The following is a 13,748-nucleotide window of genomic DNA, read 5'->3' as shown; positions in this document are numbered from 1 at the left end:
CCTTAATAATTAAAAATGTGAGATGGCAAAAGGCACACAGCAGTAGATGCGTGATTTCAAGGCAATCCTTACGCTGGTATTAACCAGTTCAAGTTCGACGGGTATTTCTCAGCCGTTACCGGCACCCCGAGCCATCTATAGATCCAGAAAATCGGTGGATACTTACCTGCTTTTCGGATTGCAGCTATGCTAAGCGAGCATTGGATTTCTTGTCAATGAATGAAAAATTATTTCACTCTTTTATTTGGATAAAAGCTTAGTTTTAATGGATAAACTTATGCACATTTCTACAGCTTGGTTCCTTTTAATGTGTGATTGAAGATTCCCGAGTGGATATAGCTACATTATGGAAAATACTAAGTAAAGGCAGAATCTACGCTTAATTAACTAATTGTTAACCGAATATTTTCTAATTGTTTTAATGATCCATGGCCTGGTTTTAGATTAAAGATACCGCGTTTAATTCTAAAAAATTTTCCTAAGTTTGAGGATTTATCTAAACAATCAGTTATTAATTCTTTTTTTCTCTTCAAAGATAATGTTTGTATGTGTTTCACAACACTCTCTTTATGCATAGCAAGGGCTTTTAATTGAGAAGGGGCAATGAATTGTTTTGTTGTAAGTGCTGATACTATAAGTTCAGCACTGTCTTTATGCTGAAGAAATGTTTGTATTTCGTCCTCGTGCATTATTTTTTCAGCAGGTAGTGTTTTAAAAAAACTAAATGGGTCGTCGATATTACCCGGATTATAGGTCTCCAAATTAACATCAGTGGCTTTATGATAATACCATTTACCGGGATGGCGAATTGAACTATAAATCCCGAGTTGTCTATCGGTGGGGAAAATTATTCCTGGTCTAATTTTAGCGTTTAGTAAATGTTCTTCTATTTTTTCCAAAGTTTTCTGACACTCCTTTTCAAATCCAGGAGAAATATAGATAGTAAACTGCATTCCTTCCTAGAATCGTAAGCTGTTTTTTACTTTTTGTTTTCTAAAATCGATGAGGTTCTCATAGATATTTTTTGTATAAATAAATAGCTCGTCTCTATTTAAAGAGTATTGGAAAAAGAAACTACGTAATTTAGGTAAGTTTGTATGAAAGAAATGAATCGCCATTCGCTACGGCGGTATGAATCTATTTCTTGATATATTTTATGAAAAGTCTTTCTTAAAAACTTTAGATTTGGAGAGTTCTGATTCTGTAAAAACCGCTTATGTTCTTCAAGAAGATGCTCGAGTCTGTCCTGTCTACCCTGTTTAAATTTTTCAATTACATTAAGGTTGGCTACTTTGAAACACATATTTTCTTGAGCAAGCAAAGGGAGGATTATTTCCCAGGCCTGATTCATGTCTTCTTGATGGACGCTAACGCGTGCTTTCCAATTGGTATAAAGTTTTCTATAGACCCTATTTGGTATTTGCCATGGACGAAAATTTATAAAATAGGATATGTCAGTTAAATATCTCTTAATGGTATATTTTTTACACAGATTACTGTTAGAAGAAATCACGTAATCAGGATCAATTAAATCAGTATATCTCATGGAAGCGTTTTCAAGACAGCATGAGAAATTGTAGCATTCTGTTCAAAAAAATCACAATTAATTCTCTAGTATAAGAAAACCCCATATCATTGAAAAGAATACATTATGATACATATCATTTCATTTTACTTCAAAATAGCATATTATGCGCGTTTTAGGAGGAGTCTATGGGCATCGTAAAAATATCTGATGAATTACATGAGGCAACAAAACTAATGGCTAGAGCTATGAGTCGCTCAATAAATTCACAAGCGGAGTATTGGATTCGGGTAGGGAAATTGGCAGAAGAGAATCCTACCATCACTTATCCTGAAATTCTTAAAATTATGGTAAATCAAGCCTCATTAGGTGAAATGCATTATGTTAGTGAAGACGCCTGAAGAAATAGAAAAAATGCGAGTAGCCGGAAACTTGGCGGCATTAGTACTTCATATGATTGAGCCTTATGTAGTTGCGGGTGTAAGTACGCATGAGCTTGAACAAAGATGTCGTAAATATATTATTGAAGACTTAAATGCAATTCCTTCGACCTTAAATCACTATGGATTTCCGGCGTGCATTTGCACATCCATCAATCATGTTGTCTGTCATGGAATACCCTCTGATAAAATTATTAAAGACGGGGACATTCTTAATATTGACGTTACAGTACAAAAAGATGGATATATTGGTGATACAAGTAAAATGTTTTTAGTCGGCAATGTCAGCCCCTTTGCTAAAAAGCTGGTGAAGATTACTCAAGAATGTCTTTATAAAGCCATTGATATCGTTCGTCCTGGTATTCGACTTGGAGATATAGGAAGTATTATCCAGGAGCATGCTGAAAAAAATCGATATTCTGTTGTTCGTGAATTTGGGGGGCATGGGATTGGTAAAACAATGTGGGAGAAACCCGATGTTATGCATTTTGGAAAACCCAATACGGGTTTACAACTACAGGCTGGAATGACCTTTACTATTGAGCCAATGATCAATTTGGGGAGTAAGGACATCAAAACTTTAGGGGATGGATGGACTGTTGTCACGAAGGACCATAAATTATCTGCACAATGGGAACATACAATTTTAGTCACAAGCAGTGGGTATGAGGTGCTTACTCTAAGACCAGATGAGCATATAGTTATTTAATAAAGGTGTAAGAAAGAATATATGAGGTATTCCCTTAAGCGGTGGGCAAATCAAGGAATAAGTTACCATGACAACAGGGTACAATGGCTTGCTATGTTATAAACAAACGGAAATTCATAGTCAGGGAAAACTGAAGTTTTTCCTTGAAAAACACAGTACAAAAGAGGGAACCTGGGGAAAGCTTTCCTTGCACGAAGGAGAAATTGATTTTGTATTTATGAATGGTCAGGGAGAAGAGCAGTCACGGATTAGACTTGATAAAAAACATCCTCAACTTCTTATTCCTCCTGCCATATGGCACAAAGTGGTTCCAGTGAGTGAAACATTTAATGCAACTTTAGAGTTTTATTGCATACCCCTTCGTTATTTTAACAAGAAATACGGTTTAGGGGCTGTGCATAGCGATTTAGTCTATGTCTACGAGACTTATTTAGGCCATTTACAAAACCTAACTATTTTGGATGTTGGCTGTGGGTCTGGCAGAAACTTGCTGTACTTAGCAAAAATGGGGCATCGAGTAACCGGGATTGATCACAGTCAATCTGCACTGAAAACTATCCACGATATCGTTGAAAAAGAAGCGTTGCCGGGGATTAATACAATATTATACGACTTAAATAAGCCCTTGGAACTTGAATCTGCCCACTATGATTTTGTTCTTGCAACGGTTTCTTTGCAGTTCTTAAATGCGCGACGCATACCGTCATTATTGGCTGAACTTCAAGAGATCACAAAGAAAAATGGTTATCATTTTTTAGTATTTCCTGTTCAATCAGAACTTTATTCACTCCCAAATATATTCACCTTTCTTCCACAACAAGACGAGCTTTATCATGTTTATCAAGATAGCGGCTGGTCTATTTTAGAGTATAAAGAAACGACAGGTCATCTGCACAAGAAGGATAAAGCAGGCAGACACATTCCCGGTTTGTTTGGTATCTTATTGGCGCAAAAAAAGACCTAAAAAAGATAGATTGTCTTTGCTGGTTCTTTCTACATAATCAACCGCTTGCTCACTTTTTAACAATCAGCTTGTACCTTGACCGGTCCATATTAGTATCTATCACATTTATTTATTAAAGTAAGCTATACTGAAAAAAAATGATTCTTTTAGGTGCTAAATGATGAAAAAAAATTCAGATAAAGATAAAGCAAAAAAAATATCAAAATCAAAGTTGAATAAAATTTCTGGTGGAAACAAAGTTACAATTGTTAGAACACCTATTATTTCTACTCCCGTAGAGAACCATCCAGGACCAAAACCTCCTCTAGATTGGGAAAATAATAAAATAGAGTGGTAATACGTTTGCCATTAAGAAAGGTCAGTCAGCAAACTCTGGGAATCTAGCTTTCATGTAAAAGTGAGGTGTATCAGGTTTGTGAGAAATTATAATGCCTCAGAGAAAGAGAAATTTGCGGTAATACCTGTAAGCAGTCCTATTTTATTGACTCCTTAAAGCCGATACAAAGTCTCATTACTCACTAATAGTATTGCCTCACTGGTGGTATGTTTAAATAAACCAGTCCAATTGTTGCTAGCCCCAATAGCCTTCAACTTTTCTCGACAAGCATATCCTTCTACATCTTGATATTTACCGGTGATTATTTGCTCTGTTAGAGTATGTCGCTGCCAATTTATTTGGTATAGCGTCGCTAACTCTTCTTGGATTTTAATTAATTTAGAAGATTGGGGTTGTTTTGTAAGGGCTTGAGCAAAATTTTGCATTTCTTTTAGATTTAAGTACAAACTAACAGGATTAAAATTAAAGTGGTGTTGGTTAATGACCAGAAATAAATTTTCCCACTGCTCTTGTTCGATAAAAAATTTACAATAGCAATATTTGATTTTATCACTAGTCATCCAATCAAATAATAAATCCCAGACAGGTTCTATTTTAGCTTGGGCTTTAAGCAATGTGGAAACGATATCAGCGACTGCATCTGTCATTAAAAATCGACTTACACTGGTAGCATAGAGCAGTGGTAATTTCCCCAGGTAAGAAACATTAACATCAGCACCATAGCCTACTAACAATTCGATAGTTTTCGCTGTATCTTGAATGCCAACTTTTCCTGGTTTTTTAATGGGTTTTTTAGGCCTTATATATTTGTAATTCTCAGTGACACGCCGCGTATTGATTTCTTGGGAATGGATTTCGATATTTAATATCGCGTCATGTAACATAGTTTTGCCCTGTGAATCGTTATCATTGATCATTTTTTGCAGATCGTTATCTTGTAATAAAAAAGTGACCATTTCGACATCGCTATCAATAATTGCTATACGTAACATGTCATGGAGCATTTTGGTATTACCCTCATTTTTGACATACGCGATGAGAAGTTTTTGTAATTTGGGTTGTTTTAAATCGAGCAATAATTGCCATAACGGCAAAAAATCTTGAATCAAATTGATGCGCAGTAGATAACAAAATTCTTCTTCCAGACTTTTTCTGGTTATCTGCATTAATAGCTGAGCAACTATTTCTATTCCCGGATGTCTTAAAATGTCGGATGTTTCTAATTGACCTTGGCCTACTGGCAGGAATGGAGTTCTATAACGGATTAATCGTTCTAAACCATAAATACCTTTTTCAGCCTGTAGATGGGGAATATCTAAGACGGTCTCGTAAACTCCATAATCTGTTACGCCATTATTGTATTTACGGGGCTCGAAAAACCTGCAAAACACGGACTTGAAGCCGTAATGACTGTATTTATCCATATTCGCTTTAACAATATCAAATGCATTCTTCCCATCCTCATTTTTGCGAAGTAAAGAAGCATCCGCGGCAACTAAATGTTTTACGATAGTAAAATCATAATATTGTGGATCAAGTGCTAAATGAATTGGGTAGCATCGAAAGGGCGGGGAATATTCATTCACATTCGCTTTCATTGTGATTAATTGCTGGGTGATCTGCGATTTTTTTTCGATAATAGTCGCGATAAATGGTGTAATTCCTTTTTGATCAGCGATAGTAAAATCTGCGCCATGTTGCAACAAGGATTCAGCGGTTGAACTATAGCCTTGTACATGAATAGCTTTTCGTAAAGGCGTAAAGCCATTAGCATCTTGAGCATTAATTTGGGCGCCGTTTTGTAGTAATTTTTCTACAAAGCCACCAAAAAAATTACGTGCTACCGCACTATGCAATGGGGTTTCTTGGCGGCAATTTGTGGAGTTTGTTGTTGCGCCATTCTCTAGCAACGCTTTAAATGCTTCATAAGAGTTGGCAAAATGCAAAGGCGTATTTTGTTCTAAGTCTTGAGCATCTAAATTGCTTCCACAATGTTTGAAAAAAGCGATTATTTCTTCTAAATCAACCCCGCCGATTGGCTCTTTTGGCATTTCAATTTGGCTAATCAATGTGCGAATAAAAGGTGTAACACGATGTGGATAGCGTGCAAAAGAGTCCGTGGTAATCTGTTTATATAAGCTTGCTCGATAGTGTTCTTGCGTATGCGGGTTAGCTCCCAATTTCATTAGTAACAGGACTAATTGTTCATTTCCGTCGAGAGCGACTTCTGAGAGGACTGTTAGTTCGTTAGTTATCCTAAGAGACACGTCTGCGCAATAACTTCCTAATACTTCAATGATTGGAACGGCATGTTCACCATGGACATGATAACAGATGCTAAGTAATGGCAATTGTGCCAAATTTGGGTATGCGCCATGATTTAGCAATAATTTGATGATGTTAATTCTTGTCCAAATATCTTGATATTTTTTACTGATAATTGCCAATTGTAATGGGGTTGTTCTGTCTTTAAATAAATGATTGAGATCAAGTGGTTTTTGATTGAGTAATACTTTTAATTCGTCGTATTTTCCTTCGGAAATGTAATGAAATAACTCGTCTTGGCTACTCGAATTAGTATAAACGAGAGGAAAATCCAGGCGTTCTGAAACAATTTTATGAAGCAATGTTCTGCCTTGTTCATCCTTTTGAGTGAGGTCGAATTGAAGTTTTTGTACGAGTACTTTTAGGTAGGGCAAATCTCTATGATGTACTGCTGCAAAGAAGGATGAAAGCGTAGTAAGTCTGAAGCTTGCGTTAGGAGTTGAGGTGAATGTAGTTTCTAAACTCCATCCTAAAGTTTTATAGAGAATCCGTTTCATACTCGTTTTGAGATGTTCTTAATTATTTATTTTAAAGATTACATTGCGAAACAAAAACTATCCATCCAAAGGAAAACTATATAATTCTTTAACAATTTGCCCTTGTGCATCCGCTAAACCAATCCCGATAGCAATAGCTCGAATAGTAACGCGTTGCTGCGATTTATTAAAATTATTAATTAAAGGAGTTAATGATGTACGCAATCTTGTCATATCAGTTGTTGTTAAATGATTGACGGCAAATATAGACATATGAGGTGAAAAATTTTCAAAAACATTCGGACTGCCAAACCGTAAAAAAGATAATTTTTTATCGTTATCGTGCACCCAGGATGGAAGTGGTGTGCGTTTATCTCGATACTTCATTAAATGAAGGACGACTTGATTACTAAGTTCTTGCAAATGTTTGTTGTTGGCGATAAACAACATGGTGTACATCCCGGAGCTCATTTCAATAGTTTTGGTTTGCATCCTGACCGGCTTGGTTTTCCTGGCGATATCTTGAATTTGCTGACGAAGACGTGTTACATAGCGGGAATCATAATTGGTTAAATACAAGGTAACGTGCACGGGATGTTTGGCCAAAAAAGGAGTAAAACGGTATTGTGAAAAAATATTCTTTTCACAAAGGTAGGCATTAAATTTTTGAATAAGCTCTAGCGCTGCGTTATCAGGGGCAAATTTTAAATAGATATTGACCGATTCAGAGTGTGTTTGTGCTGCAAAAATTTGCGCAGAACTCCATAAAAGCAGGCTTAAATATAAATTAAAAAAGAGAGTCGTATGCAGAATCTTTTTGCTGTGATGGGAAATCCTATAGCCCATAGCTTGTCTCCATTTATTCATCAACAGTTTGCAAAGCAAACTGAGCAATCCCTTGTTTATGAAAAAATGCTCATTGATGAAGATAGCTTTGAAAAACAAGTATCCGATTTTTTTGCGCGAGGAGGCAAGGGGTTAAATATTACCTTACCTTTTAAAGAGCGTTCTTTTGCTATGGCTGAAGTAAAAACAGCGCGTTGTTTGCAAGCAAAGGCGGCAAATACTTTATGGATGCAAAATGGATTGCTTCATGCTGATAATACTGATGGTATCGGCTTGATACGCGATTTAACACGTTACATGGACTTAACCAACAAACAAATCCTTATCCTAGGCGCGGGCGGAGCAGCACGGGGTATCCTCGGTCCTTTGTTAGATAGTGGTATTAGTGAGTTAACGTTGGCAAATCGTACTGTAGAAAAAGCACTTGCTCTGCAAAATGAATTTCAAGCTATTGATTGTTGTAGCTTAATGGAATTAAAAGGACAGTTTGATTTGATTATTAATGCGACTTCTGCAAGTTTGGAAAAAGAAACTATCCAGTTGCCTTTAGGGCTCTTAAAGTCAACCACCTATTGCTATGACTTGGCTTATAATGCCAAGGAACCTACGGCTTTTGTAAAATGGGCATCGGCACATCATTGTAAAAGCAGTGATGGACTCGGCATGCTAGTTGAGCAAGCTGCCGAATCCTTTTTTATCTGGCATGGAATACGAGTAAATACTAATGTCGTATTGGCTCAATTGCGTTCGTCATAATGCGCCTAAGCCTTAATTGGCAAAGAATTTTATGACATCTGGTGCGACAGAAAGCGTATCCTGATAGCCAAGATCGATTAATTCTCGAGTAAATTCTTTTTCAAAGAGTAAGAAACTTAATAAATCTCCTGAATGATCCTTGGCACCCAATACATTTAATAAAAAGCGTAATAATGTAGGCATATTATTGTATTGAGATTGAGCGATTTGCGACACGTCCATACTAGGTCTTAAATGCAGTGTTTCAATTGGGCGCCAGGGAGAGTGGCGTTTTTTCCACATAGATAAAAGTCGCGCAATATCATTCATGCGATTGACCATTTCAATGTCGCGATCAAGATTATCGAGGAATATACCGTTTAACATACCGCCTAAAATACGTGCAAAACCTATACTGCCATTTTTTAGCTGCTCTGGATTGGTAAATACGGGTAATTGTCGCGTGCCCAAAATTAATATTTTTTCGACTTGAAAACGAATGGCTCCTCTCAACGGAGCAACCAATCCCATACTGCCATCCCCATAATGAAAACCATTAAGACGCACTGTTGGGAAAAAAAGAGGCAAGGCACTTGAGGCAAGGATATGTTCCATGGTTAATGTGGTGCGCTGGCTCACATGGCGAGGATAATGCCAATCTACAAAATCAGGTGCATCGTAATGTTGATAGAATGAAATAGTTTGTTGAGTTTCATAACATTGGCTAATCACCTCCATGACTTCCAAGTGATTACTGGCAATATTAATCCGAATTAAATCAAAATCGATATTATCAAGCACAAACTCCTTTAAAGGACTGGTGTCAAGCAAATGACCGGTTTGACGTTGCTTAATAATTAGATGGCTCAAATTTCGTAAAACAGATTTACTTAATTCATAATTACTGGCGTTAAAGATACGATTACAGGATATATCTGCCCACATTGATTCAAGCTTTTCAACGCCAGTAGGAAAGTCATGGGCATTTTCAGCAAGTACTGCTGCATTAATACTGCCTACACTAACACCGCTAATCATATGAAAAGGTAATGGTTTAACCTGTAAAATATCATTAATGGCTTTCAATACCCCGGCTTGATAAGCACCGCGGGCTCCTCCTCCAGCCAGGTAAAGGCCTCTTTTTGTCATAACTACTTATTTTTTTTAAAGATATAAAAATATAGTTGACTATAGTGGCTTCTTGCAAGAGGAAGAGATAGAGACACTCAAAAATTAGAATTATTTAATAAAATTGGTTAATCATTGACTAGATTTAATTTTCTGCTAATGATCAATTGATATAGTAGAAGAAATAGCAGCAGGTGAAACGACTATGGGCGATGAAGGTAAAAAACTCCTCCAGCCGCAAGAGGAAAAGCTAATGCCTGCAGAAGAAATTTTAAAAAAACTGCAGGAGATTCAGGAAATACATTTTGTTGGTCGTCGGTTATCTGACAAGACAATTATCTTGATACTGTTAAAAAAACTTCCTCTCTTTACTAATTTTCTTCATAGTATTGATAACACCGGTAACACCTTAAGCAAATTGGCTGTCATTCAGGGACAGGCTGTTCAAAGTGCTCTGGCAGCTAGCCAAGGCTTCCAATGGGCAAATTTAGGCCTCGCTTTAGTCGATTTTTTTCGTATTCCATTAATTTATCTTGCTGCAATTTTAATTGGCCAAAAACCGCCGATTACTCTTAACAAAAACGCGCGTTGGCTATATTCAGCAGTGCTGTTAGCGTTCACTATTACAGCATTGGCAGTTCCTGTAGCAGCTCCGCCTATTGCCATGGTGACAGCCATTATTGGTCTTGGGGTTAGTATATTTTTACTGGCAAAACATTTAAGAAATTATCAACGCATTAAAGCAGCATTGCAGGCGATTAATACAAAAATTGCAGATAAAGAAGATGAACTCCAGGAGCTGCAAACTCTGGCAAAAAATTTACAACAAACAATAAAAGGCAACCCAGAAAAACTGGAGGAATTAAGAGCAGAATTTGTGCGCCTTGAAAAAATCTTTCAGGCGTTAGCTCAAGAAATGCAACCCTTGTACGACGAGCAAACGCATCTTTCGCAAAAGCTTGCCAAGATGAATGTTGTGAGCTTGATTGATAAAACAATGGCTATTGCTTTATCGTCTCTTGTCATTATTGGTTTAGCTATCAGTTTGGCGTTTCCTGTCATTGGATTGGGGATAGTTGCTGCAACGGCTGCCTTAGGTGGAGCTTATATTCTTGCCCGTATCTTAACACCCCTATTTATTGATTTGGGTAAAAAGCTAATGAATAAGTTGTTTAAAAAAGATGACGCTTTCTCAACAGAGTCAACAAAGGGGCTTTCTCCTAAAATGCAATTAGAGTCAACAGGTGTGGCAATGGTGAAGCTTCATAGTGAACAAGGTGCTATGCATGCACTGGAAGAACAAGTGTCATTGCTTCAGCAATTAGAATATCTTGAGAATAAATTACATGCTGCAGCTCAACATGAAGGTTCAGCCGAATTTTTGCAGGTCATGAAAGAGATAGCACGATTTGCTCAAGAGCATCCACTCAATTTAGAAGAATGGCGAGAGTTGTTAAGCCGTGAAGCAATCCAACCTTATATTCATCCGCTTCAACAAGCAATAATGAAAATGGAAATGATTGCGAAAGAGAAAGAACAGCTGATAAGTCATGAGCCGCTAGTGACTGCACTGCAGGAAAAAGGGATTGATCTTGCTCAAATTAAAGTGAAAAATTTAACGCCAGCCAAGCATGTACCGGGATTATTTCACGAAGAACATGACACTGCGCCACCCTCTACTCTCCAGAAAACAAAAGACTTTTCGTCAAGTCATTAGCATTGCAATTAGCACTAAAGTATTATAGCGTGATTGTATCCCTTATCTAAAAAACTAGGAAAAAATGCTCGCATTGTTTCGTGCACAACCTCGTGCCTTTCATATGATTTTTTTGTTGGAAATTTGGGAGCGCTTTGGTTTCTACACTGTACAAGGCATTTTAACTTTATATTTCATTCGATTTCTGGGATATAGCGATACGGTTGCTTATTACACATTCGGTGCTTTTTCTGCTTTAGTTTATGGCTTGGTGTCTTTAGGAGGCTATCTTGGCGATAATGTTTTAGGAACGAAGCGCACCATTGTTTTGGGTTTGATAACACTTGCTCTTGGTTATTTATCACTGGCCATTACAGATAAAGCGCATGTCTTTTTGGCGTTAGGCTTGGTATGCGTCGGTAATGGCTTATTCAAAGCCAATCCCTCAAGTTTACTGGCAAAATGCTATGAGGAAAATGATCCTCGTCTTCATGGTGGTTTTACGCTGTATTATATGGCCATTAATTTAGGATCAACGGTAGCTCTCTTTGTTGGCCCCGCACTGTCTAGCAGATACGGCTACTCCTATGCTTACTTTATTAGCTTTATTGGTCTTGTTTTGGGGCTGGCTAACTATCTGTTTCAACGACAATATGTAGCTCATGTAAATACGATTTCAGACAGGAAAACCATTAAATTTTGGCAATGGTTGTTAGTGATAGCAGGTATCATTGTTGTCACAATTATTTCAGCCTACCTGTTGCAACATGTGATTTTGGCTAAAAACCTTGTTTGGGTCATTACTGCTGTTGTTGTTATCGTGTATTTTTTATACATGCGCAAAGAAAATAAAGCGTCTTTTATGAGAATGTTAGTCGCTTTAATTTTGATGCTGGAAGCTATTGTTTTTTTTACGCTTTATCAGCAAATGCCGACATCTTTGAATTTATTTGCCGTACATAATGTGGTGCCCATTATGTTTGGTATTCCTATTGATCCTCAAAGTTTCCAAGCTTTAAATCCAATTTGGATCATAACGATGAGTCCTGTTTTAGCGATGTTATATAGCAAGCTTCACCAGCGCGGGATTTCATTTCCAATACCTTATAAATTTGCCGTGGGCATGTTTTGCTGTGGAATAAGTTTCGGATTGCTTTATTTTGCTCGATTCTTTCACGATCAGGCCGGAATAGTTTCATCTTGGTGGCTAGTAGCAAGCTATTTTTTTCAAAGTACCGGTGAATTATTGGTCTCAGCGCTTGGAGTGGCGATGGTTGCTGAATTAGTACCCTCTGGTATTGCAGGCTTTGTAATGGGAATGTGGTTTTTGACCTCTGCTATTGCAGGATTTATCGGAGCATCAGTCGCGTCGTTTACTTCATTACCTGAAAATATAACGCCTGGGATTGAATCGTTAATGATTTATACCAAAGTATTCGCCTGGATAGGTTTAGTTACTTTATCAATTGGTGTGGTAATGCTGGCGACATCAACTCATTTAAGCCGATATATCAAGAGAAACCCAAGTGTTGATATCTAAATGAAAGTGAATGTTCTTGCCATTAGTGGTATTTCTGGTGCTGGTAAAACAACGTTAGCAAAGGCCTTGGCCAAGCAATTAAAGGCTACTTGTCTTCATTTGGATGAGTTCGATGAGACATCAACAGCACCAGAAGACTACCTCCGTTGGTATGAGGAGGGTGAAAATTATGCACAATGGGATTACGCTACACTTGCCCAAACTTTACAGACATTAAAAACTGGAGAGATTGTTATACATCCTGCGTCAAAAAGTCTACTCAAACCAACCCGATATATTATTTTTGATGCCCCTCTAGGATATTTACATCAGCAAACAGGTAAATTCATTGATACCTGTATTCATCTTGAATTACCACTGGATGTTTCTCTGGCAAGGCGGACCATTCGTGATTTTAAACAAAACGGGAAGTCAAAAGAGGAGCTGCTTGCCGAACTGGATTTTTATTTACATTATTCCAGGAAATTGTTTTGTGATAAAAATTTAAAAGAAAGTGCCGATTTGATTATTGATGGTTTATTCGATACGGCACTTCAAGTGCAGACAATTAATGATTATTTAGGGCTTTCCCGGTAGTGCGGCGGTACATTGAACTTCAACCAATAATCCTGGCATTGCTAATTTTGAAATCCCGATAGAAGCACTTGTAAATGAATTCACAGGCATTAATTTTGCCCTTGCTGCAAAAAAATCAGGACCATTTTTTTCAATATCAACGATAAAACATGTCATTGCCAACATGTCTGCCAAGCTAGCACCGGCGGCTTTTAGAATAGTTTGGATGTTTTCAAAGGTTTTAATGGCTTGTTCTTTAATTCCAGGACCAACCAGATTGCCTTGTTCATCAATGCCTGCCTGCCCTGTAATATAAATAACCCCATTGTGGGTCACACAATTGGTAAAGCCCAAATAGTCATAGTTATAAACATGAGTCACTTCGATTAGTTTTTTTTCCATGTGTTATGGTCCTGTCATAAATATCATTAAAAGTATAGTAATGGATGAGGGATGCTGCAATTTGTAGAAA

General features: G+C 37.3%; 13 protein-coding genes and 1 riboswitch. Of the genes, 8 read left to right on the top strand and 5 right to left on the bottom strand.

What is annotated here, in order from left to right:
- Positions 1 to 47 precede the first annotated feature (47 nt).
- A riboswitch (TPP riboswitch) is annotated at positions 48 to 139 on the bottom strand.
- Between the two features lie 244 nt (positions 140 to 383).
- Positions 384 to 953: a hypothetical protein gene (locus LHA_RS14070; RefSeq protein WP_045107103.1), complete on the bottom strand. Its 570-nt coding sequence runs from the start codon at positions 951 to 953 to the stop codon at positions 384 to 386.
- 760 nt (positions 954 to 1,713) lie between these two features.
- On the opposite strand from LHA_RS14070, the gene LHA_RS14060 reads away from it, so the two are divergent.
- The 4 genes from LHA_RS14060 to LHA_RS17010 all read left to right on the top strand — a co-directional run bounded on the left by LHA_RS14060 (position 1,714) and on the right by LHA_RS17010 (position 3,975).
- On the top strand, positions 1,714 to 1,926 hold the full coding sequence (locus LHA_RS14060) for a ParD-like family protein (RefSeq protein ID WP_045107101.1): 213 nt from the start codon (positions 1,714 to 1,716) through the stop codon (positions 1,924 to 1,926).
- Positions 1,907 to 2,674, top strand: a complete 768-nt coding sequence (gene map / locus LHA_RS14055) for a type I methionyl aminopeptidase (protein WP_045107100.1) — start codon at positions 1,907 to 1,909, stop codon at positions 2,672 to 2,674. Before LHA_RS14060 ends, map begins: the two co-directional genes overlap by 20 nt.
- Before the next feature lie 67 nt (positions 2,675 to 2,741).
- Positions 2,742 to 3,638, top strand: coding sequence for an SAM-dependent methyltransferase TehB (gene tehB / locus LHA_RS14050; protein WP_045107099.1), 897 nt, complete (start codon positions 2,742 to 2,744; stop codon positions 3,636 to 3,638).
- A gap of 157 nt (positions 3,639 to 3,795) precedes the next feature.
- Positions 3,796 to 3,975 (top strand): hypothetical protein, encoded by a 180-nt coding sequence (locus LHA_RS17010; protein ID WP_147292370.1) that lies wholly within the window; start codon positions 3,796 to 3,798, stop codon positions 3,973 to 3,975.
- A gap of 152 nt (positions 3,976 to 4,127) precedes the next feature.
- Here LHA_RS17010 and LHA_RS16240 read toward each other — a convergent pair whose 3' ends face one another.
- On the bottom strand, positions 4,128 to 6,797 hold the full coding sequence (locus LHA_RS16240; RefSeq protein WP_052673733.1) for an ankyrin repeat domain-containing protein: 2,670 nt from the start codon (positions 6,795 to 6,797) through the stop codon (positions 4,128 to 4,130).
- Between the two features lie 57 nt (positions 6,798 to 6,854).
- Entirely contained in the window at positions 6,855 to 7,622 is a 768-nt protein-coding gene (locus LHA_RS14040) for a 2'-5' RNA ligase family protein (protein WP_052673732.1), read from the bottom strand.
- Here LHA_RS14040 and aroE point away from each other — a divergent pair.
- On the top strand, positions 7,581 to 8,378 hold the full coding sequence (gene aroE, locus LHA_RS14035) for a shikimate dehydrogenase (RefSeq protein ID WP_045107098.1): 798 nt from the start codon (positions 7,581 to 7,583) through the stop codon (positions 8,376 to 8,378). The two genes, LHA_RS14040 and aroE, sit on opposite strands and share 42 nt — an antisense overlap.
- A 12-nt stretch (positions 8,379 to 8,390) precedes the next feature.
- Here the strand turns inward: aroE and LHA_RS14030 are convergent, their stop codons facing one another.
- Complete coding sequence (locus LHA_RS14030) at positions 8,391 to 9,506, bottom strand: patatin-like phospholipase family protein (RefSeq protein WP_045107097.1); 1,116 nt, start codon at positions 9,504 to 9,506, stop codon at positions 8,391 to 8,393.
- Between the two features lie 232 nt (positions 9,507 to 9,738).
- Between LHA_RS14030 and LHA_RS14025 the strand changes: the two genes are divergently transcribed.
- From LHA_RS14025 to LHA_RS14015, 3 genes are all read left to right on the top strand, one after another.
- Positions 9,739 to 11,202 carry a hypothetical protein gene (locus LHA_RS14025; protein WP_156413551.1) on the top strand — a complete coding sequence of 488 codons (1,464 nt, stop codon included), beginning with the start codon at positions 9,739 to 9,741 and terminating at the stop codon, positions 11,200 to 11,202.
- A 64-nt stretch (positions 11,203 to 11,266) separates the two neighbouring features.
- A complete protein-coding gene (locus LHA_RS14020) occupies positions 11,267 to 12,721 on the top strand; it encodes an oligopeptide:H+ symporter (protein ID WP_045107095.1) in 1,455 nt (484 codons plus the stop codon).
- Complete coding sequence (locus LHA_RS14015) at positions 12,722 to 13,297, top strand: shikimate kinase (RefSeq protein ID WP_045107094.1); 576 nt, start codon at positions 12,722 to 12,724, stop codon at positions 13,295 to 13,297. It abuts the gene before it with no gap.
- Here the strand turns inward: LHA_RS14015 and LHA_RS14010 are convergent.
- Complete coding sequence (locus tag LHA_RS14010) at positions 13,280 to 13,678, bottom strand: Rid family hydrolase (protein ID WP_045107093.1); 399 nt, start codon at positions 13,676 to 13,678, stop codon at positions 13,280 to 13,282. The genes LHA_RS14015 and LHA_RS14010 overlap by 18 nt on opposite strands.
- Between the last annotated feature and the right edge of the window lie 70 nt (positions 13,679 to 13,748).

It is taken from the genome of Legionella hackeliae, from assembly GCF_000953655.1.
Taxonomy (GTDB): Bacteria; Pseudomonadota; Gammaproteobacteria; order Legionellales; family Legionellaceae; genus Tatlockia; species Tatlockia hackeliae.
Note: the sequence above shows the minus strand (reverse complement) of the source record. Positions and strands in the feature narration are given on the sequence as shown.

What these genes read in the sequence shown, in the direction of transcription:
- LHA_RS14040 (WP_052673732.1), bottom strand. Translation starts at nt 7,622, where the DNA reads ATGGGCTATAGGATTTCCCATCACAGCAAAAAGATTCTGCATACGACT.
- LHA_RS14020 (WP_045107095.1), top strand. Translation starts at nt 11,267, where the DNA reads ATGCTCGCATTGTTTCGTGCACAACCTCGTGCCTTTCATATGATTTTT.
- LHA_RS14030 (WP_045107097.1), bottom strand. Translation starts at nt 9,506, where the DNA reads ATGACAAAAAGAGGCCTTTACCTGGCTGGAGGAGGAGCCCGCGGTGCT.
- aroE (WP_045107098.1), top strand. Translation starts at nt 7,581, where the DNA reads ATGCAGAATCTTTTTGCTGTGATGGGAAATCCTATAGCCCATAGCTTG.
- LHA_RS14070 (WP_045107103.1), bottom strand. Translation starts at nt 953, where the DNA reads ATGCAGTTTACTATCTATATTTCTCCTGGATTTGAAAAGGAGTGTCAG.
- tehB (WP_045107099.1), top strand. Translation starts at nt 2,742, where the DNA reads ATGACAACAGGGTACAATGGCTTGCTATGTTATAAACAAACGGAAATT.
- LHA_RS14015 (WP_045107094.1), top strand. Translation starts at nt 12,722, where the DNA reads ATGAAAGTGAATGTTCTTGCCATTAGTGGTATTTCTGGTGCTGGTAAA.
- LHA_RS17010 (WP_147292370.1), top strand. Translation starts at nt 3,796, where the DNA reads ATGATGAAAAAAAATTCAGATAAAGATAAAGCAAAAAAAATATCAAAA.
- LHA_RS16240 (WP_052673733.1), bottom strand. Translation starts at nt 6,797, where the DNA reads ATGAAACGGATTCTCTATAAAACTTTAGGATGGAGTTTAGAAACTACA.
- LHA_RS14025 (WP_156413551.1), top strand. Translation starts at nt 9,739, where the DNA reads ATGCCTGCAGAAGAAATTTTAAAAAAACTGCAGGAGATTCAGGAAATA.
- LHA_RS14010 (WP_045107093.1), bottom strand. Translation starts at nt 13,678, where the DNA reads ATGGAAAAAAAACTAATCGAAGTGACTCATGTTTATAACTATGACTAT.
- LHA_RS14060 (WP_045107101.1), top strand. Translation starts at nt 1,714, where the DNA reads ATGGGCATCGTAAAAATATCTGATGAATTACATGAGGCAACAAAACTA.
- map (WP_045107100.1), top strand. Translation starts at nt 1,907, where the DNA reads ATGTTAGTGAAGACGCCTGAAGAAATAGAAAAAATGCGAGTAGCCGGA.